Origin of the sequence: Haloferax litoreum (assembly GCF_009674605.1) — an archaeon.
GTDB lineage: Archaea > Halobacteriota > Halobacteria > Halobacteriales > Haloferacaceae > Haloferax > Haloferax litoreum.
In genome coordinates this window covers 2,418,999-2,438,699 of record NZ_WKJO01000001.1, presented here as the reverse complement: position 1 = coordinate 2,438,699, position 19,701 = coordinate 2,418,999, and the positions used below count along the sequence as shown (strand labels likewise).

The 19,701-nt window shown below is 62.5% G+C and carries 18 protein-coding genes; 8 read left to right on the top strand and 10 right to left on the bottom strand.

Features of this window, described 5'->3' with window-relative positions; all coding sequences use genetic code 11:
* Positions 1-6 precede the first annotated feature (6 nt).
* Together GJR96_RS12555 and GJR96_RS12550 are read left to right on the top strand one after the other, a co-directional pair.
* The gene (locus GJR96_RS12555) at positions 7-717 is read left to right on the top strand and encodes an MBL fold metallo-hydrolase (protein WP_151163233.1); all 711 of its coding nucleotides are present in this window, start codon (positions 7-9) and stop codon (positions 715-717) included.
* Positions 718-769: 52 nt separating this feature from the next.
* Positions 770-1,603 carry an alpha/beta fold hydrolase gene (locus GJR96_RS12550; protein WP_151163232.1) on the top strand — a complete coding sequence of 278 codons (834 nt, stop codon included), beginning with the start codon at positions 770-772 and terminating at the stop codon, positions 1,601-1,603.
* Positions 1,604-1,648: 45 nt separating this feature from the next.
* Here GJR96_RS12550 and GJR96_RS12545 read toward each other — a convergent pair whose 3' ends face one another.
* Together GJR96_RS12545 and GJR96_RS12540 are read right to left on the bottom strand one after the other, a co-directional pair.
* Positions 1,649-2,749 carry a DNA topoisomerase IV subunit A gene (locus GJR96_RS12545; RefSeq protein WP_151163231.1) on the bottom strand — a complete coding sequence of 367 codons (1,101 nt, stop codon included), beginning with the start codon at positions 2,747-2,749 and terminating at the stop codon, positions 1,649-1,651.
* Positions 2,749-5,145: a DNA topoisomerase VI subunit B gene (locus GJR96_RS12540; RefSeq protein WP_151163230.1), complete on the bottom strand. Its 2,397-nt coding sequence runs from the start codon at positions 5,143-5,145 to the stop codon at positions 2,749-2,751. The genes GJR96_RS12545 and GJR96_RS12540 overlap by 1 nt, the downstream gene beginning before the upstream one ends.
* A gap of 216 nt (positions 5,146-5,361) precedes the next feature.
* Here GJR96_RS12540 and gyrB point away from each other — a divergent pair, with 216 nt between their 5' ends.
* Together gyrB and gyrA are read left to right on the top strand one after the other, a co-directional pair.
* Complete coding sequence (gyrB, locus tag GJR96_RS12535; protein WP_151163229.1) at positions 5,362-7,281, top strand: DNA topoisomerase (ATP-hydrolyzing) subunit B; 1,920 nt, start codon at positions 5,362-5,364, stop codon at positions 7,279-7,281.
* Between the two features lies 1 nt (position 7,282).
* A complete protein-coding gene (gene gyrA, locus GJR96_RS12530) occupies positions 7,283-9,898 on the top strand; it encodes a DNA gyrase subunit A (RefSeq protein WP_151163228.1) in 2,616 nt (871 codons plus the stop codon).
* Between the two features lie 57 nt (positions 9,899-9,955).
* Here the strand turns inward: gyrA and GJR96_RS12525 are convergent, their stop codons facing one another.
* Both GJR96_RS12525 and rocF read right to left on the bottom strand, forming a co-directional pair.
* Complete coding sequence (locus tag GJR96_RS12525) at positions 9,956-10,423, bottom strand: NUDIX domain-containing protein (RefSeq protein ID WP_151163227.1); 468 nt, start codon at positions 10,421-10,423, stop codon at positions 9,956-9,958.
* On the bottom strand, positions 10,423-11,322 hold the full coding sequence (rocF, locus tag GJR96_RS12520) for an arginase (RefSeq protein WP_151163226.1): 900 nt from the start codon (positions 11,320-11,322) through the stop codon (positions 10,423-10,425). Before rocF ends, GJR96_RS12525 begins: the two co-directional genes overlap by 1 nt.
* 134 nt (positions 11,323-11,456) lie before the next feature.
* On the opposite strand from rocF, the gene GJR96_RS12515 reads away from it, so the two are divergent.
* Positions 11,457-12,788 (top strand): TIGR00341 family protein, encoded by a 1,332-nt coding sequence (locus GJR96_RS12515; protein ID WP_151163225.1) that lies wholly within the window; start codon positions 11,457-11,459, stop codon positions 12,786-12,788.
* Here the strand turns inward: GJR96_RS12515 and GJR96_RS12510 are convergent.
* Complete coding sequence (locus GJR96_RS12510; RefSeq protein ID WP_151163224.1) at positions 12,785-13,705, bottom strand: NAD-dependent epimerase/dehydratase family protein; 921 nt, start codon at positions 13,703-13,705, stop codon at positions 12,785-12,787. The genes GJR96_RS12515 and GJR96_RS12510 overlap by 4 nt on opposite strands.
* A gap of 165 nt (positions 13,706-13,870) precedes the next feature.
* Between GJR96_RS12510 and GJR96_RS12505 the strand changes: the two genes are divergently transcribed.
* On the top strand, positions 13,871-14,404 hold the full coding sequence (locus GJR96_RS12505; RefSeq protein WP_151163223.1) for an Rrf2 family transcriptional regulator: 534 nt from the start codon (positions 13,871-13,873) through the stop codon (positions 14,402-14,404).
* A gap of 186 nt (positions 14,405-14,590) precedes the next feature.
* Here GJR96_RS12505 and GJR96_RS12500 read toward each other — a convergent pair whose 3' ends face one another.
* The 4 genes from GJR96_RS12500 to cdd form a co-directional block, all read right to left on the bottom strand.
* Positions 14,591-15,784, bottom strand: a complete 1,194-nt coding sequence (locus GJR96_RS12500; protein ID WP_151163222.1) for an NAD(P)/FAD-dependent oxidoreductase — start codon at positions 15,782-15,784, stop codon at positions 14,591-14,593.
* A 114-nt stretch (positions 15,785-15,898) separates the two neighbouring features.
* Entirely contained in the window at positions 15,899-16,717 is an 819-nt protein-coding gene (locus GJR96_RS12495; protein WP_151163221.1) for a nucleoside phosphorylase, read from the bottom strand.
* Between the two features lie 51 nt (positions 16,718-16,768).
* Entirely contained in the window at positions 16,769-17,857 is a 1,089-nt protein-coding gene (locus GJR96_RS12490) for a hypothetical protein (RefSeq protein ID WP_225317739.1), read from the bottom strand.
* Position 17,858: 1 nt separating this feature from the next.
* Positions 17,859-18,281, bottom strand: a complete 423-nt coding sequence (gene cdd / locus GJR96_RS12485; protein WP_151163220.1) for a cytidine deaminase — start codon at positions 18,279-18,281, stop codon at positions 17,859-17,861.
* A gap of 191 nt (positions 18,282-18,472) precedes the next feature.
* Here cdd and GJR96_RS12480 point away from each other — a divergent pair, with 191 nt between their 5' ends.
* Positions 18,473-18,724, top strand: coding sequence for a DUF7520 family protein (locus GJR96_RS12480; RefSeq protein ID WP_151163219.1), 252 nt, complete (start codon positions 18,473-18,475; stop codon positions 18,722-18,724).
* 65 nt (positions 18,725-18,789) lie between these two features.
* Complete coding sequence (locus GJR96_RS12475) at positions 18,790-19,056, top strand: hypothetical protein (protein ID WP_151163218.1); 267 nt, start codon at positions 18,790-18,792, stop codon at positions 19,054-19,056.
* Between the two features lie 8 nt (positions 19,057-19,064).
* Here the strand turns inward: GJR96_RS12475 and GJR96_RS12470 are convergent, their stop codons facing one another.
* Positions 19,065-19,649, bottom strand: coding sequence for a GNAT family N-acetyltransferase (locus GJR96_RS12470; protein WP_151163217.1), 585 nt, complete (start codon positions 19,647-19,649; stop codon positions 19,065-19,067).
* Between the last annotated feature and the right edge of the window lie 52 nt (positions 19,650-19,701).

Below are 19,701 nucleotides of genomic sequence, written 5' to 3'. Positions count from 1 at the left end.
ACGTCCATGAGCATCAAACACGACGGCCTCGACGTCTCGTGGCTTGGATACGCCACGGTCCGCATCGAGTCACCCGACGGCTTCGTCGTCTACTTCGACCCCGGTCGGTACGGCGTCCTCGACGACTACTACGCCCGCGACGGCGACCTGATTCTCGTCACCCACGACCACCACTACGACTCCGACGCCATCGAGCAGGTGGCCGACACTGACGCGACTGTCGTCGCCTTCGAGGGTGTCGACGCGTCGAACATCGACCGCGACGTGACACCTGTCGAAGACCTGCCCTACGAGACGATTCGTGTCGGTGAAGAAGACTACCTCACGGTCGGCGACGCCGACGTGTGGACGCTTCCCGCGTTCAACGACCCAGACGGGCCACACCTCCGCGACAACGGCGAACCCTATCATCCGCGCGGACTCGGGTGTGCCTACCATATCTCCCTCGGCGACCGAACCATCTTCTGGCCCGGTGACTCCGACGTGCTGGAAGGATTCGAGCACCTCGAAGTGTCGCTGTTCCTCGCCAACATCGGCGGGACAGTGGTGATGGACCGTCACGAGGCCGCGGACCTCGCAGAGACACTGGACCCAGACCTCGTGTTGCCCATCCACTACGACACCATCCCCCTCCTCGAAGCGGACGAAGCGGCGTTCGTCGTCGACGTGGCGACGCGCGGAATTCCGGTCGTCCTCGACGACCCGGACCAAATCTGAGAAGGTGTAAATAGACAGAACGGTTTTGCCGCATCGCACCGTGTATCGACGCATGGACCTCGACTATGGTATGCTCGGTGGCCGGCGGCCCTACTACCGGTTTGGCGACACCGACGGTGACCCCCTCCTCGTCCTCCCCGGCCTCTCCGACGCCCTCCAACGCGGCGAACCGAACCGTGGTATCGCGATGGCACTGACCGGACTCTACCGAGAGTTCTCCGACCGAGACGTGTGGGTGGTCGGCCGACGCCGCCACCTCCCCGTCGGGTCTTCGACCCGCGACATGGCCGCGGCGTACGCGACCATCATCGACGAACAGGACCTGTGGCCTGCCGACGTAATCGGTGTCTCGATGGGTGGCCTCGTCGCGCAGTACCTCTCCGCCGACTACCCCGACTACGTCGGGTCGGTGGCTATCGTCTCGGCGGGAACGCGCCTCGGTGGCCACGGTGAAACGGCACTGAAACGGTGGCGGAACTGGGCGGGCAAAGGAAAGTGGAGCGACGTACTCGCGGACACCGAACGCGAGGTAGCAGACGGGTACGAGAAGCGCATCGCTCCGCCACTCATCCAACTCGCCGGACGAGTCGCCGACTTCCGTCCGGAGGTTCCCGCCGACGTGGTTCTTTCGTGTACCGCCTGTCTCGAACACGACTCACGTGAGATTCTCGAAACAATCGACGCACCTACGCTCGTCGCGGCGGGGGACGCTGACCGACTGTTCCCCGAACCGCGCATCCGCGAGGTGAAAGATGGCATCGACGACGCGACGCTGGCGATGTTCAAGGGTGTCGGGCACAACCTTGCGACCGGGACGCCGAGAGAACTCAACGGCGTCGTCAGTCGATTCTTCGACGGATTCCGCGGTGACGGACTGTATCCGTAAGCGGGCACGAAAAACGAAAGCGGGGCCGGAACGTGCCTCGCCGAGTCAGATGACGCCCATCTCGTCCAGACGCGTGGGCAGGTATTCGTCGGTGACGAAGTCCAGACCGCGTGCCGCGAGTGCCTGCTGTTCTGCCTTCTTCCCGATGTCGAGTTGCAGTTCTATCTGCTCCTCCCAGTAGTCGGTCATGAAGCGCGGGTCGTCCAGTTCGGACTTGAGCGCGTTGATGTCGGAGTCTGCCAGCGGGTCGGTCGGCAGGTCGTAGTCGACGATGTCCTGCGGTTGGATACCCACGAACCGGGCTTCCGGCGTCGCGAGGTACTCCGAGAGGTGTGCAGACTTGATGGACCCGTACGCGACGGACCCGAAGATGCGGTACGACCACGGGTCGCCGTCTGTGAAGACCACGACGGGCAAGTCGAGTTCGTCGTGGAGTCGCTTGGTGATACGACGGGTCGCCCGTGCGGGTTGTCCCTTCAGGTGGACGATGAGGGCGTTGTACTCCTCGTCGAACCCGTTTTCGATGAGACGGTCGCGCATACCACCGGTCTCGACACACATCACGAAGTCGATGTCGTGGTCGAGGAACTCGATGGTGTCCGGGTTGTTCGGAATCTGATAGCCACCTTCGCCCACGTCACCTTGACAGTGGATTTCGCGCTCGCCGCGGCGAGTCTGCTCGCGAATCTGGAGTGGCCCCATGAGCGTCGCACCCGACTCCTCGGGTCGCATGTGGAAGTCCTCACGGGTGACCTTCGAGACGATTTCGAGGTCTTCGACGAGTTGGTTCGACTCGTCCTGGTCGGAGAAGTGGGCCTCTTCTGCGTCCCACGACTCGGAGAGGTAGTAGAGTTCACGGAGGGTAGACGAGCGGTCTTCGTCGAGTTGCCGGGCGAGGAACTCGATAGTGTAGGCGGCCTTCAGCAGTTTCCGCGCGCCGCGGACGCTGTTCGCCGACCGGGTCGAGGTTCGGTCGCCGTAGACCCACACGTGCGAGTCTTCGTCGTATTCGATGTTGCTCTTCGTCCGCGTCGGGAGTTTCATCTCGGGAATCTCCCCGCGGTCGAACTGGTCGTAGAACTCCGCTGCGAGGTCGATGAGCCGTTCGCGGGCAATCTCCTCGGAGGTCTTGGATTCGGATGCCATTATGCGTTCACCGTGAGTTTCTCCGTCTCGACGCCGTCGACGTTGATGTCGAACGACGCGTCCTGTGCGACTGAGTACGTGAGCGTCGCCGATTCGCCGGCAGACACCTCCGGACTCCACTTGACGAACCACTCGCCGTCGAGGTCGACCACCGTAGCGTCACCGTTGAGACCGCTCGGTTCCGCAGAGACGATGTCCGTGATGTCGGGTGCCTCGTTCGTACTCGAGTAGTTCTTCACTGTGAGCGTCACCTCGCCGTCGTCGACGTCGCGGTCCACACTCACGTTGTTCATGATGCGAGCGAGTGCGCCCTCGATGTTGGGTTCCTCGCGTCCGGTGACTTCCGAGAGTTTTGTCGCCATCTGCGGCAGGATGCGACCGAGCACGTCCTGCTTCTTCCGGCGCTTCTGGAGCGAACGACGCTTCGAGAGGTACGACTTGAGGTCGCGGGCCGCCTCGCGGATGGCGAGTTCGACTTCGTCTTGAATCGCCGGCACGTCCGCGAGTGCGTCTTTCGACTCGCTCGTGAACGGCACGTTCGTGGATGCGACGTGGACCATGAGGACGGCGGGACCGTTCGGCATGCCGCTCCCGCCCGGTTGGTCGAGGCCGTAGTTCCGCCAGCCGATGTCCTTCACGACGTGCGTGATGGTACACGCGCCCTGCTGGTAGACGAGGGGGACGCGGTTCGCGAAGCGAAGCAGGTCGATGCTCCCCTCGGATTTGAGTTCGCCGCCGTAGGCGATGCCCGCTTCGACGATGAACGGGTCGCCGCCGTGGACTTCCGCGTCACGCGTCGCCGCGGCGTAGAAGTCGGCGTCGAACTCTTTTTTCAGCCCTTCTTCGACGAGTTCGGCCGTGATGGGCGAGAGACAGTCCGTCGGTGGCGCGAGGATGTCCGTCTCGCGCATGCCTTCGAGCAAGTCGCGGGCCACGTCCCGGTCGTCGGCGATGTCACGGACTTTCGGTACGTCGTCCGAGACAGTTCGCATGCGTGACCAGAGTGCGTCCACGATGTTCTCGCGGGCCGTCTCGCCGTACGTCTCGTCTTGCCGTTCTTTGGTTCGTTCCGCCGCCCACGTGACGAACTCGTCGATGTCGTCGTGTGTGGCGCGGTCTGCGGGTCCGGTCGTCTCGGCGAACTGCGTCGCGATAGAACGCGAAATCGACACTTTGCCGGCGTCGCTCTTCTTCGTCGTCGTCACCTCGTCGACGATACTGTAGATGTCGCCTTCGCGGTCCTCGGTGAGGACGGGCCACAGGGCTTCGACGACGTTCGATTGAACCGTGTCACCGAACGAGGTGTCCGTCTCGGCACCGACCGACTCGGCAACGTTGCCGACGATAGTCACGAGTTCTTCGTGGGCGATGCGGTCTTTGCCGACGACGATATCGACGAGTTCCTCGGCGAACGCGGCCGTCGGGCCTTTCCCTTTGTTCGCGATTGCATCTTCGACGACGGCGACGAGTTCGTCCGATTCGTGTGTCGCCGGCGTCTTCCACGTCATCTCGCGGCCGAAGTGTCGGTCACGGAAGGCGTCGATAACTTTGCTCGACGTTTTCGCACCGACGCGGGTGAACTCCTCTTGGAGGAACCCGGAGACGGAGTACGACTCCGTCGCAGTGAGCATCTTCAACAGCGTCCCGAGTTCGACCCCGTGTGGGTGTGGCCGAATCTCGCTGGTCTGTTCCGGAAGTTGGTCGGTGGCCCGTTCGAACTTCATCGGTTCGTCGAGGCCGGGTTCCCGAAGTTCGAAGCGTGCGTGCGGGTTCACGACTGCCGTGTGGAGGATGTAGTCGTGGAGTTGCTGGCGCGCCCGCATGTTCGCTTCCATCTCTAACTCGATTCGCGTGCCGTGGGGCCGGTCCCACGACGTGGTCTTCGACGTGCGAATCTCGGGTTCGTTCTTGTCCGTGTCGATGACGAGTTCGAAGTACTCGGCGTCCGCGGAACCTTGCGTCCGACTCGTAATCTTCGCGGGTTTCCCGCTCGTCAGTTGCGAGTAGAGAACTGCCGCAGAGATACCGATACCCTGCTGACCGCGGGACTGTTCGCGTGCGTGGAAACGAGACCCATAGAGGAGTTTCCCGAACACTTTGGGCACCTGTTCTTTCGTGATGCCCGGCCCGTTGTCTTCGATGACGAGGCGATAGTAGTCGCGTACCTCGCTGATTTCCACGTAGATGTCGGGCTGGATGCCCGCCTCCTCCGTGGCGTCGAGCGCGTTGTCCACAGCCTCCTTGACGGCGGTGACCAACCCGCGGGCTCCACTGTCGAAGCCCAACATGTGCTTGTTCTTCTCGAAGAACTCGGCGATGGAGATCTCTCGCTGGCCTTTCGCCAACTCCTCTGCGATCCCCTCGTCTTCACCGAGCGTCGACTGGAACGACGTCATTTCCTGTGCCGCATCTACCCAGTCCCGCGTTAAGTACTCACCGGCACCAGGGTGAAAGTGAACGGGGCTGGCGAATCGTGACCGCGGTTGCAGGTCAGAACCGGTCGAAAATTGCACGACAGGTCCGCCGTTGGTGGCTCGAAGCAGCGTTCCTGTAAGTAGTTCGCGCCCGCGCGTGCGAGCCTTTAAGGGACGGGCTATCCTAGGCCACTTCAGATGTCTCAGGATAACGAGTACGGGGCCGGACAGATTCAGGTCCTCGAAGGGCTCGAAGCCGTTCGAAAGCGTCCGGCGATGTACATCGGGTCCACCGATTCTCGCGGACTCCATCACCTCGTCTACGAAGTCGTCGACAACTCCATCGACGAAGCACTCGCGGGGTATTGTGACGCTATCGAAGTGACTCTTCACGAAGACGGGTCAGTGAGTGTCGCAGACAATGGCCGTGGTATCCCGGTAGATACGCACGAACAGTACGACCGACCTGCCCTGGAGGTCATCATGACCATCCTCCACGCGGGGGGGAAGTTCGACAACAAATCCTACCAGGTCTCCGGAGGTCTGCACGGCGTCGGTGTCTCCGTCGTCAACGCACTCTCGAAGGAACTGGAAGTCGAAGTCAAGCGCGACGGCGCACTCTGGCGTCACCGCTTCGAACTCGGCGAACCACTCCCGGACGGATTCGAACGCGTTCGTGACCTCGAACCGGACGAAGACACCGGGACGGTCATCACGTTCTGGCCCGACAGCGATATTTTCGAGACGGACGAGTTCGACTTCAAGACGCTCGAAAACCGGCTTCGGGAACTCGCATTCCTCAACTCCGGCGTCGAAATCGCGCTCACCGACGAGCGAACCGGCGAGTCGAGCACCTTCCTCTTCGAGGGTGGAATCCGTGAGTTCGTCGAGTACCTCGACGAGACGAAGACGTCACTCCACGAGGACGTCATCTACTACGAAGACGAGTCAGACGGCATCGCCGTCGAAATCGCCATGCAGGCGACCGACGAGTTACAGGGTTCCATCCACGCCTTCGCCAACAACATCAACACCCGTGAAGGCGGAACCCACCTGACCGGGTTCAAGACGGCACTCACCCGTGTCGTCAACGACTACGCGAACTCCGAGGGGATGCTCTCGGACCTCGACGGCGACAACCTCCGCGGCGAGGACGTTCGTGAAGGCCTCACCGCCGTCATCTCCATCAAGCACCCCGACCCGCAGTTCGAGGGCCAGACGAAGACGAAACTCGGCAACTCCGAGGTTCGTGGTATCGTCGAGAGTGTCACGCACGAGAAACTTGGCACGTACTTCGAGGAGAACCCGGACGTGGCGCAGGCCATCATCATGAAGGCCGTCGAGGCCGCACGCGCCCGCAAGGCCGCGAAACAGGCCGAAGAACTCACTCGCCGCAAGTCGGCGCTCGAATCCACCGCACTGCCGGGCAAACTCGCAGACTGTCAGACGCGCGACCCCTCCGAGTCCGAACTGTTCGTCGTCGAGGGCGACTCCGCAGGCGGGTCTGCAAAGCAGGGCCGCGACCGGAAGTTCCAGGCGATTCTCCCCCTCCGTGGGAAGATTCTGAACGTCGAGAAACACCGTCTCGACCGCATCCTCCAGAACAACGAGGTTCGCGCACTCATCACCGCCATCGGGGCGGGCATCGGCGACGAGTTCGACATCGAGGACGCGCGGTACAACCGCATCATCCTGATGACTGACGCCGACGTGGACGGGGCACACATTCGAACCCTGCTCCTCACGCTTCTGTACCGCCACATGCGCCCCCTCATCGAAGCGGGCTACGTCTACGCGGCGCAACCCCCACTCTACCGCGTCCGCTACCGTGGCAACACCTACGACGCGATGAACGAGGAAGAGCGGGACCGCATCATCGAAGAGAAGTGTAACGGTAACCCCACGCAGGTCCAGCGGTTCAAGGGTCTCGGCGAGATGAACCCCGACCAACTGTGGGAGACGACGATGAACCCCGAAAACCGCGTCCTCAAGCGCATCACCATCGAGGACGCCGCCGCCGCCGACCGGATGTTCAGCATTCTGATGGGCGACGCTGTCGAACCTCGAAAAGAGTTCATCAAAGAACACGCGACCGAAGCCGAGTGGGTAGACATCTAATATGAGTTCTGACGCACCTGATTCCTTCGAACCCGGCGCGGGCATCGCGGCGGAGATTCGCAACGCTCGCATCGAAGACGAGATGGAACAGTCGTACATCGACTACGCGATGTCGGTCATCGCAGGACGTGCTCTTCCGGACGTCCGCGACGGCCTGAAACCGGTCCACCGACGCATCCTCTACGCGATGCATCAGGCCGGTGTGACCTCCAACTCCTCACACCGGAAGTCTTCGTCCATCGTGGGCGAGACGATGGGTGACTACCACCCGCACGGTGACTCCGCAATCTACGACACTCTCGCGCGCATGGCACAGGATTTCTCCATGCGTTACCCCCTCGTCGACGGACAGGGGAACTTCGGGTCTGTCGACGGTGACCCGCCGGCAGCGATGCGGTACACGGAAGCGCGGATGTCCTCCATCGCGGAGGAACTCCTCGCGGATATCGACAAAGACACCGTCGACTTCCAGTCGAACTACGACGACCGCAAACAGGAACCGACCGTCCTTCCGTCGTCGTTCCCGAACCTGCTCGTCAACGGGTCGTCCGGTATCGCCGTCGGGATGTCCACGAACATCCCGCCGCACAACCTCGGTGAAGTCATCGACGCCACCGTCGAACTCATCGAGAATCCCGATGCAACCGTCAGCGACCTGATGGAGCACGTCAAAGGGCCGGACTTCCCAACCGGTGCGAACATCGTCGGCCGAAACGCGGTCCACAAGGCGTACAAGACGGGTCGCGGGCGAGTCCGTGTCCGCGCCGACTACGATGTAGACGAAGAGGAAGGCCGTATCGTCATCAACGAACTCCCGTATCAGGAGAACAAGGCCCGCCTCATCGAGCGAATCGCCGACGACGTGAACGCCGGCAAGATAGAGGGCATCCGCGACATCCGCGACGAGTCCGACCGCGACGGTATCCGCGTCGTCATCGAACTCAAGCGCGGCGCGATGGCGGAAGTCGTCAAGAACCAACTGCTCGACAACCACCTCGAATCCACGTTCGGCGTCATCAACCTCGCCCTCGTGGACGGCCAACCCCAAGTGCTGACGCTCAAAGAGACGCTCCAGCACTACCTCGACCACCGCCGCGACGTGGTCCGTCGGCGCTCCGAGTACGAACTCGCCGAGGCCGAAGACCGGGCACACATCCTCGAAGGCCGCCTGAAGGCCCTCGACAACATCGACGACGTGGTCGAGACCATCCGAAACTCCGAGAGTCGTGACGACGCGAAGGCCGCACTCCGTGGCGAGGTGACCGTCGAGGTCGACGGCGAACCACTTCCGGCGTTCGACTTCTCCGAAGACCAGGCGAACCACATCGTCTCGATGCAACTCGGTTCGCTCACCTCGATGGAAGCGGCCGAAATCGAAGACGAGTACGAGGACGTGCAGGCGACCATCGAGCGCCTCGAAACCATCCTCGGGGACGCGTCCGAACTGGACGCCGTCATCGAATCCGAACTCCTCGACATCAAAGACGAGTACGCCGACGACCGGCGGACCTCGTTCGTCGCCAACACCGGCGAAGTCACCCGCGCAGACCTCATCCCCGAAGAGGACGTCGTCGTCGTCGTCAGCGAAGACGACTACATCAAGCGGATGCCCGTCTCGCGCTTCCGCGCCCAGCACCGCGGTGGCAAAGGCATCATCGGCACCGACCTGAAGGAAGGCGACAAGGTGTCGTCGGTATTCGTCACGAACACCCACGACGACCTGTTGTGCTTCACCAACCACGGGCAGGTCTACCAACTCAAGACCTACCAGGTTCCGGAGATGTCCCGCACCGCCCGCGGCAAGTCCGCAGTCAACCTGCTTGACTTCGACGACGGAGAGGAGATTACCGCCGTCGTCAACTGTGACGACTTAGAGGAAGAAGACGGCTACCTGACGATGGTGACCCGAAGCGGGTACATCAAGCGGACGAACATGGACCGCTTCCAGAACATCCTCTCGACGGGTATCATCGCCACCAAACTGGACGACGGCGACGAACTCGTCGACGTGGAGGTCACCCGCGGTGCGCACGACTTAGTCATCGGCACCGAACAGGGAATGTCCATCCGCTTCGACGAAGACGAAGTTCGTGCGATGGGTCGCTCGGCCCGCGGTGTGCGCGGCATCAAACTCACCGGCGACGACCAGGTCGCCGGCGTCGCCGCCATCGACGAAGCCCACCACAGTTGGATTCTCACCGTCACCGAAAACGGGTACGGCAAACGGACCGACCTCGACAAGTACCGCGCGCAATCCCGTAACGGGAAAGGGCTCATCGACATCAAGACGAACGAGCGAAACGGCCCGGTCTGCGCCATCAACACCGTCGGCGAAGGCGACCACCTCGTCGTCATGTCCGACGAGGGCCAGATACTCCGGACGCCCGTCGAAGACATCTCGACGGTCGGTCGCAACACGATGGGCGTCATCGTCATGGACCTCGACGCGGGCGACACCGTCGCCTCTGTCGACGTGATTCCGCCGGCGATGACGACCGAAGACGAGGAACTCGAAGACGACGCAGTGGACGCAGGCGATGCAGACGAAACAGCGGAAACGAACGAAGTGAGCGCTGCACCCGACGCAGACGAAGAACCCGAAGCGGACGAAGAGTAACCGCTAATAGGGGTTTCCCATCTCGTTCCTGTTCTCAAAAAATCGGTCTCCGAGTGGCTACTCGTCGACGTGCGACGGTTCGCTCGTCAGGTCGTACGTGTAGTGCCGGGGTTTCCGGTCCCGCAACCACTCACGGAGGGGTTCGACACGCGGACGGTACGTGAGCGTCGACCCCAGTTCGGACAGTGGGAGGTACGCTGCTTCTTCGATTTCGTCGTCCGGGTCGCGGGGTGACGGATCGGCGTCGTCCTGCGCCTCGGCGTGATAGAACCGCTGGAGGTAGATACGGCGGTCCGGGCCGCGAATCTCGCTCGTGAAGGCGAGCGACTGAATTTCGACCGGGATGCCAGTCTCTTCTGCTGCCTCGCGGGCGGCCGTCTCGAAGAAGAACTCCCCGGGTTCGGACCCGCCTTTCGGCAGTCCCCAGCGGTCCTTCTCGTACACCGCGAGGATGGCGTCGTCACGGATGACGACGACGCCGGCGGCCAAGTCGTGCGGTGCGGGTGCTTCTCTCGGCGCTGCCATCAGAGGATGCGCTTGCCGAAGGCGCTGGCGGCGAGTTCAGTCGCGAGCGTTGCCGTCTCGTTGTGCTGGTCGAGGATGGGGTTGACCTCGACGAGTTCGAACGACCGCATCGCCTCCGACTCGGCGACGAGTTCCATCGCCGCGTGTGCCTCTCGGTACGTGGCACCGCCGCGGACGGGCGTCCCGACACCCGGTGCTTCGCGGGGGTCGAGCCAATCGAGGTCCAGACTGATGTGGATACCGTCCGTTCCACTCGTGGCAACGTCGAGTGCGTCCTGCGTCACCTCGGTGATGCCACGTTCGTCGATGTCGGACATCGTGTAGGCAGTCACGTCGCTGTCGCGAATCGCCGCTGTCTCGTTTTCGTCCACGTCGCGGAGGCCGACGATGGCGACGTTCTCTTCGTTCAGGCCGTCGGCGTTCGCCCATTCGACGCCGTCGAAGTCGCCGATACCGAGGGCCGCAGCGAGGGGCATCCCGTGGACGTTCCCCGACGGTGAGGTTCCCGGCGTGTTGAAGTCGCCGTGGGCGTCGAACCAGACGACACCGATGTCGGCGTCGCGGGCACTGCCGACCATCGACCCGATTGCGATAGAGTGGTCGCCGCCGAGGGCGAGCGGCGTCGCCCCGTCCGCGAGCGCAGTCGAGACAGTGTCGGCGAGTGCGGTACACACCTCTTCGACTTCCTGGATGTGTTTTGCGTTCTCTGCACCTGCGTCGGCGTCGCGCGTCGCGTGGTGGGGGACGCTGAGGTCACCCGCATCCGTCGTCGAGACACCCGCAGACTCCAGTTGCGCCGTCAGTCCCGCATATCGAATCGCAGAAGGACCCATGTCCACACCACGACGGTTTGCACCGTAGTCAGTCGGTGCACCGAGAATTCGAACGTTCCGTTCCATAGTCGAATCACTCGGTGCGGGTGTTTAGTGGCATCGGAAACCACACTCATGCGGACACCTCGGAACGGCAGACCGTCCGGTGAACAGACCAGACAGCATCCCGATTTTTGCGGCGAGGCGTTGTATCCCACGGCATGCGTCTCCTTCAGATGCGCGTCGGGAGTGGCCACCTCGACGCGGTCCTCGGCACACTTCGAGACGAGAACATCGACCCCGTGGCACTCCCGATTCACGACGAACGCGCAGACGACGAGAGTCGGGCCTTCCTCGTCGTCTTTCCGGTGCCGACAGAGGCAGTCGATAGAATCAGAGACAACCTCGCCGAGACGGGATTCGAAGAAGACCATCTCGTCATCGGCAACGCCGAGTCGGCGAACACACCGAACTACGACCACCTCGTCGAGCGGTTCGTCGAAGGCCACGAAGAAGAAGAGCGCGTCTCGAACGAAGAGATTCAGACGAAGGCACACGACCTCAACCCGCAACCGACGGCGTACTACCTGATGACGATTCTGAGCGCCCTCGTCGCGACAGCAGGGTTGTTGCTCGACTCGCCCGCACTCGTCGTCGGGTCGATGGTCATCGCACCACAAATCGGAGCAGCACTCACGGGGAGCGTCGGTGCGGCACTCGGCGACGAGACGATGTTCACACAAGGGATTCGGTCGACGGTGAGTGGACTCGCCGTCGCCGCCGTCGCTGCCGCCCTCCTCGGGTGGGGACTCAAGACGGCACAGTTCGTCCCTCCGTCGCTGGACGTGACGACAGTCCAGCAGATAGCGAGTCGTTCGTCGCCGGGCCTGTTGACGTTGCTCGTCGCACTCTGTGCCGGTGCCGCCGGAGGCGTGGGCCTCGCCACCGAACTTCCAGTCTCGATTGTTGGTGTCGCCGTCGCTGCTGCGACCGTTCCCGCCGCGGCGGCAGTCGGCATCGGCGTCGCGTGGGGCATTCCGACGGTGACTGTCGGTGCACTCACGCTACTCGTGGTCAACATCGTCGGCATCGTCTTCGCTGGAACGCTCTCGCTGTGGTATCTCGGCTACCGTCCCACCGACTGGGACTCGGCATCGTCTACGCGCGCGTTCGTCCGGACACTCGTCGGAAACCGGACGACGTGGGTCGCCATCGCACTGCTCGGGCTGACGGTACTCGGACCGGGGGCCCTGCTTACCTCACACATCGTGTTCGAGAATCAATCGACAGCGGCGGTTCAGACCGTCCTGGACGACCCGACGTACGACTCGCTCGAACTCCTCTCGGTTCGAGTCGACTTCGGAACTGCGGGACTGAGTGACGCCCCCCGAGAAGTCACGGTCACTGTCCAGCACCCAGTCGGTGAACAGTATCCTCAGTTAGCATCTCGGTTCGGGAACGAGATACGTGCGACGACGCAGCGAGACGTCACCGTGAACGTGGAGTTCGAAGAACGAAGTCGGTCACCGGCGCCGGAGGCGTCGGGGAGTTAGTCGGAGTGGTACGGTTCGCAGACGCGACGGACGCCCTCGTCGAACGAGATTTCCGGTTCCCATCCGGTCGCCTCGCGAATCTTCGTGCAATCGGCCATCGTATCGTGGACGTACACGTCCAGTGGGTTCTCGATGTACGCAGGGTCCACGTCGGTTCCAAGAGCGTCGTTTATCATCGAAACCATCTCGTTGAACGAGTAACTCTCGCCCGTCCCGAGGTTGTAGATACCCTGAAGTCGGTGGTCGGCGGCGAGTTCGATGCCGCGGACGACGTCGTCGACGTGGGTGAAGTCGCGCGTCTGTGACCCGTCCCCGAAGAGTTCGGGTCGTTCGCCGTGGGCAATCTTGTCGGCGAACTGTGCGACGGTGTTGGCGAACTCGCCTTTGTGTTCTTCCGCCCCGCCGAATCCCTGATAGACAGAGAAGAAACGCAGGCCGGCGAGGTGCATGTCGTAGTGGTGGTGGAAGTATTCGGCATAGCGTTCGCGTGCGAGTTTCGACGCCTCGTACCCCGTCCGCGCCTCGACAGGCATGTCTTCGGGCGACGGGTCGGTCCGCGACCCGTAAATCGACGACGTGGAGGCGTAGACGACGGTGTCGCACCCGTCGTTGCGGGCCTGTTCGACCGTGTTGACGAATCCTTCGACGTTGACACGGGCACCGCGTGCCGGGTCATCTTCGTGCATCTTGTACGACGACAGCGCCGCGAGGTGGAACACCACGTCCACATCCTCGGTCGGCAAGTCGTCGTCGAGCACGCTCACGTCGTGGAACTCGACTGCGTCGTCGAGGTTCTCGGGCGTCCCGAGGTAGAGGTCGTCGATGGCGACGACGTCGTTGTCTCCGGCGAGCGAGTTCGCGAGGTTGGAACCGATGAACCCTGCACCGCCGGTGACGAGCACTCGTTTCCCGTTCATGATTCGACCGCACTCCCGTGAAGCGTAAAGGGCTATCGACACCAACTCGATGAACGTCTGTCCCACTTTGACATTCTTGAAAAGGTGTTCGTTACAACGGGACCGAACAGAATATTCGACCCACCATCCATCGGATTTAAGGACGTATGTAGCGAACCACTCTCCATGTCGTCAATCGAGCTGACTTCGAGTCAGAAAACTATCCTTACCGCACTCATCAATCTCTACCGAGACTCCGAAGATGCGGTGAAAGGAGAAGACATTGCGGAGGAGGTCAACCGTAATCCGGGCACCATCCGCAACCAGATGCAGAGTCTGAAAGCGCTCCAGCTCGTCGAGGGTGTACCCGGCCCAAAGGGTGGCTACAAGCCGACGGCGAACGCCTACGAGGCACTCGACGTAGACAAGATGGACGAACCCGCGTCGGTTCCGCTGTTCCACAACGACGAGCAGGTCGAAGGCGTGAACGTCGACGAAATCGACCTGTCGAGCGTCCACCACCCCGAACTCTGCCGCGCAGAGATTCACGTGCAGGGCTCGGTTCGTGACTTCCACGAAGGAGACAAGATTCGCGTCGGTCCGACGCCGCTCTCGAAACTCGTCATCGACGGCACACTCGACGGCAAGGACGACACGAGCAACATCCTCATCCTCCGTATCGACGATATGGAGGCCCCAGTCGGCGAACCGTCGCACTAACTCTCTCGCCGTCTCTTCTCTGTTCTACTGCGAACGACCGCAACAGCGTGCGCACCGTCTGAGCGCTAACACGGCGATTCGGTAGTGAGAACACTGTCCTCACGTGCGCGAGAACAGCAGACGAAGAGAAGTGGGGAAAAGACGTGACGAATCGAGGAGTGTCGAGTGCGTACCGAACGGGTCAGTTTACAGGTCGCTCCACGCCGAGAGTGCGCGGTTGACGGAGGTCACGTCGGCAATCCAGTTGGCGGCGATACCCTTCTTCAGCATCTTGGCGAGGGGGCCACCGAAGACGTTGACCGGGAACTCGCCGACGACGGGGAATTTGACGCCGTGGGCGACGGCGTCCTCGCCGATGGAGATGACCGTCCCCTTGTCGGTGAACGACCAGCGCTTGAGCGGACGGCCGGCGATGGCGCGAGCGACGTTCTCGCCGGCGACGTCGGCGGCGTCCCAAGCGGCCTGCGCCGTCGGCGGTGCGACGTTGTCGGACCCCTGTTCGACCAGTGCACAGTCACCGACCGCGAAGACGCGGTCGTCGCTCGTCTGGAAATCGTCCTCCGCGAAGAAGCGGTGGGAGCGCTCGTCCTGTTCGAGTTCGAGGTCCTGTGCCTCTGGCTGACCCGTGATGCCACCGGTCCAGACCAGCACGTCGTAGGCGAGCTCGGCGGGTTCTTCGTCCTCGCCACCGCCGATGAAGACCGTCTCCTCGTCGACTTTCGAGATGAAGTCGCCGGTCAGGATGTCGATGTCGAGGGCTTCGAGACGGCGACGGAGCGCACCCTGCAGTTCTGGGTCGTTGCCGGGGAAGATTTCGTCCATCCCTTCGACGAGTTTGATGTCGATTGGGGCGCGGTTCAGGTCGCGGTACTCGGCGACTTCCGCGGCCGTCTGGATGCCAGACAGACCGGCACCGCCGATGACGACCTGTGCAGGGTCGTCGCGGGAGGCGTCTGCGGAGGCCTGCTTGATGTCCTGATGAATCTCGCGAGCGTCGTCGAGGCCCTTGAGTTGGTGGGCGTACTCTTCGAGGCCCTCGATACCGAAGAACGCGGTGGACGACCCGATGGCGACCAGAAGGTAGTCGTAGTCGACGGTGTCGCCGCCTTCGAGTTCGACGAGGCGTTCGTCCACGTCGACGTCGGTGACGCGCCCCTTGACGAAGTCCGTCTCGCTGGATTTCACGTCGTCGATGGGGATGGCGATGTTCGACTCGACACTCGGGTCACGGATACATCGGTGGACCTCGTGGAGGACGAGGTGGTAGTCGTGTTCGGCGACCCACGTTAGTTGTGCGTCGTGACCGAGTTCCGCTTCCAGGCGTTTTACTGCGCCGGCCCCGGCGTAGCCCGAGCCGAGAACGACGACCTGCGTGCTCATGTCGTCGTCTGTGCAGTCATCAGATAAAGGGGCTTTGAAACCGTCTCCCGAGATGTGCGTATTTGTGGGGTATGCGGCCCGACGCGTCGAAATTCGGGTTCGACGTTCGTCGGACTATTCCAGCGTCAAACCGGCGTGCCAGTGGTCGACGCCGGCCTCACGTTTGGCCTCGTCCATCTTGGCGAGGAGGTGAACCGCGAGACTCGCAACTTCTGACGCTCTGGACTCACCTTCGGTACGGAACTCGCCGGTAACGCGGTTAGCGTAGACTGAGCAGACGGCACCGGCGCGCAGACCGTAGACGTTGGCGATGGTCAAGAGCGCGGACGCCTCCATCTCGATGTTCTTGACGTTCGCGTCCTGTAGTTCCTTCACCAGCGATTCGGACCCTGCGGCACGGAACTCCTCGAATCCGGGACGACCCTGTCCAGCGTAGAACGAGTCCGCACTCATCGTGAGGCCGACGTGGTAGTCGTAGTCGAGTCGTTCTGCGGCGGCGACGAGGGCTGAGACGACTTCGTGGTCTGCGACGGCCGGGTAGTCCTCGCGGACGTACTCCTTCGAGGTTCCTTCCTGTCTGACCGCACCGGACGTGATGACGAGGTCACCCACGTCCATCTCGGGTTGGATGGCACCGCACGACCCGACGCGGATGAACGTCTCGACGCCGACGCGAGCGAGTTCTTCGACGGCGATGGCGGCCGATGGACTGCCGATACCCGTCGACGTGACGGAGATGGGCGTCTCGTCGTACGTCCCCGTCGCGGTACGGTACTCGCGGTGGTAGGCCTTCTCTTCGTAGTCGTTCCACAGCGCAGTTATCTTGTCGACGCGCTCTGGGTTTCCGGGGAGTAAGACCGCATCGGCGAGGTCCGATGGTCCAACTTCGAGGTGGTACTGGACCTCGGCGTTCGGGTCCTCACTGTCGTTCATAGATGTACTCCCACCGGGACAGTGGAAATTCTTGCGTTCTCCGAAACCCCACTACGGAGCAGTCTGCGACGGTCCGAGAGCCGACTCGTTCACCACGCCGCGCCACCGCGGGTCGTCTCGTAAGTCACTGTCGCGGAACGGAGGGGGTAACTCCGACCGGTCCTCTGCCGCGAGCAGGTATCCGAAACTCGACCCGACGTACCAATCGACGAGTGTCGGCCCCATCCCGGCGTCGACGACGATGTCGCCGCCCGTGTACCACTCGAAGGCGGCGTCGTCGTCTACCGACTCGCCAGTTCGTCGCCATCGGGCGCCGGAGTGTCCGTCTTCGAAGTCGGTGACCGAGACGACGACGTGCGCGCGAGACGGGTCGGATACACGAGTTATCGAGAGGTCGTCTGGGGTGAATCCGGCGGCACCAGAGTCGTAGTACGTGAGCGCGTGGTCGATTTCGGCCTCGTACGCGTCTCGGTCCGTCACCGAGACGTTCGAGAGGTCCACGTAGACCCGGAGTGTCTCGGTCCGGTACGGAGACTCGCGGACTGTGGCGTTCGTGGCCGGCAGTCGTGTCGTCTCGATTCGGGGACTCATAACGGGATGTGCCTCGGCGTCGTCGTGGGTCACCCCGAGGAGGTGACCGAACTCGTGGGTGAGGGCAGTCGTCGTCGTGTCGTCGTCGTAGCCTGCGGCGACCTGAACCGGCGTGGCGTTCTGTCCCACCTGCGTCTTCGACCCGTCTAACAGTGGCGCACACCCGACGGCGTTTTGGCCGGCGTACTCACCGCACGAGTCGATATCGTCGACGATGGAGACGCGAACGTCCGGGTCGGACGCGTTCGGCCTGACGACAAATCGCGGGTCGTAGGAGGTGTTCGTGCTGTTCTCGACCCAGTACGAGACTGCCGATTCGATGAGTGACGCGTAGTCACGGCCGTCGTCGGGCGCGTCCACCGAGACGACGATGGGAGCGTGGCCCCACGGGTTCGCTGCCTGTTGTGTCGCCGAAGGGTCAGGAGTAGACGACGAGTCCAAGAGTGCACCATCTACCGCGTGGACGGCAGAGGTTCCCGTACACCCCGACAGGAGGACGAGAACCGCAAGTGCGAGCGAACTGTTCCAGTGGTCGGCAGCAGATGGCACGTTACTCGTCGCGTTCGCGTTTCTCGGCCGCCGCTTCGAGCGTGTCGAGGGAGATGGTGTTGGGGAGGAGTTCGCCCAGCGTGTACTTGGCAGTCTCACCGTCGCCGAGGTCACAGACGATATCGAGGTCTTCGTCGGCGAACTCCGCGATTGTCTGGCGACACATCCCGCACGGCGTCACGCCGTCGCGGGCACCCGAGGTGACAACGAGACGGTCGAAGTCGGTGTGGCCGTTCTTCACCGCCTCCGCGATGGCGACTTCTTCAGCGTGGAGGCTGTTCGAGTAGTTGGCGTTCTCGATGTTGCACCCGACGTACACCGTTCCATCGGCGGTTCTGAGCGCGGCACCGACAGTGTACTCAGAGTAGGGGACGTAGGCGTTGTCGAGCGCTTCTCGGGCGCGTTCGACGAGTGATTCGGGCATCGTGTGGCCGTGATTCGTGCGGGGTGGCTTAGTTCGTTCGTCTCCCTGACTGTCACTATCGTCCGACTGTCAGGAACCCACCGGTGCACCGACTCACTCCGTTCCATTCGCTCCCGGCCCGTCCTATTCCATCCTGTCTCGTCCCGGCCCGTCCCGCAAGCGACTATACCGTCCAGTCCTAACGCGGCATCGTGAACGACACGTTAGGCGGTCAGAACATCCTCCTCCTCGTCGGCGCGAGCGTCGTGGTCATCTCCGGGATTCTCGGCGTCTTCATCGGGGAGAACGGCGGGCAAGTCACCGAGGCAGTAACGCTGTTCGGCATCCTCTCGCTGCCGACGTCACCGCTGGCGTTCAGTCTCTACGGGATGGTCGTCTCGGCGCTCGTCCTCGCGGTGCTGTTCGGTCTCGTCGAGTTCGTCTCTCGTCTCGAAGAGGCCTGACCGCGTCGCGACGAGACCGGCAAAAAGGCGGACCGTTTTTGCTCGTCGGGGCCAGAGGGACGACTATGGACGCGCCCTCGTCGACATCGACGTCGTCTTCGGCCGGTGAGCCTTCACCCGGCCCACTTCCGGAAGAAGAAGGTGGGAAGAACCGGAAACGTGCCGCGTTGGCGACTGCTCCGTTCCTCGCACTCGGACTCGCGGACGTGGTCCTCATCTTGATGCAAGGACTCGAACCGCTCTGGGGCTTTGCCATCCTCCCGCCGATTCTCTTCTGTAGCGTGCTGACGTGGATTGTCTTCAGTACGGACTTCCTCGAAGGGCGGACCTGAACGGTCTGTCAGCGTCGGAGGTTGGTGGAATACTTCGTCGGTGTCTCTTCGTCGTAGCCGAAGTCTTCGGCCGTGAGTTCTGGTTCCGTGTCGTCGCCGCTCGGGGCCGGTGTGGCGACTTTGAACCGTTCGCGGGCCCGGTCCGACATCATGAACTCGTCGTTTTCGAGTCGGACGGCAATCGCGTCCGAGTCGCGCGCTTTGACCTGTTCGTAGCGAGTTTCGACCCGGTCCGGCAGGTCGGCGGCGTCGACAGGGTCGAATCCGAACTGCATGCAGTACCGGTGTTCTGACGAAAACCCGTACACAGTATCGAATCCTTCGGCCGTCGCACGGTCCACCAGTCGCTCGACTACGTGCGCACCGACACCTTGGTTGCGCCACCGCTCAGGGACGCCCACGCAGGTAATCTCGCAGAACGACTCGTCACCCTTGTGAACGCGTATCCGGCCGAACCCGGCCTTCTCGTTCGTCTCTTCGTCGAGTGCGATGACGTAGTCGCGGGAGCGGAACGCGCCATCGTCGAGTTCCAGGTCCTCGAGTGCGTCGAGCAACCAGGCCTCGTCTCGGTTCTTGGCATCCCGGACGTACATACCCGAGTATACCTCTCCGGTCGGTAAAAACACCTCGGCCAGTGAGCAGATT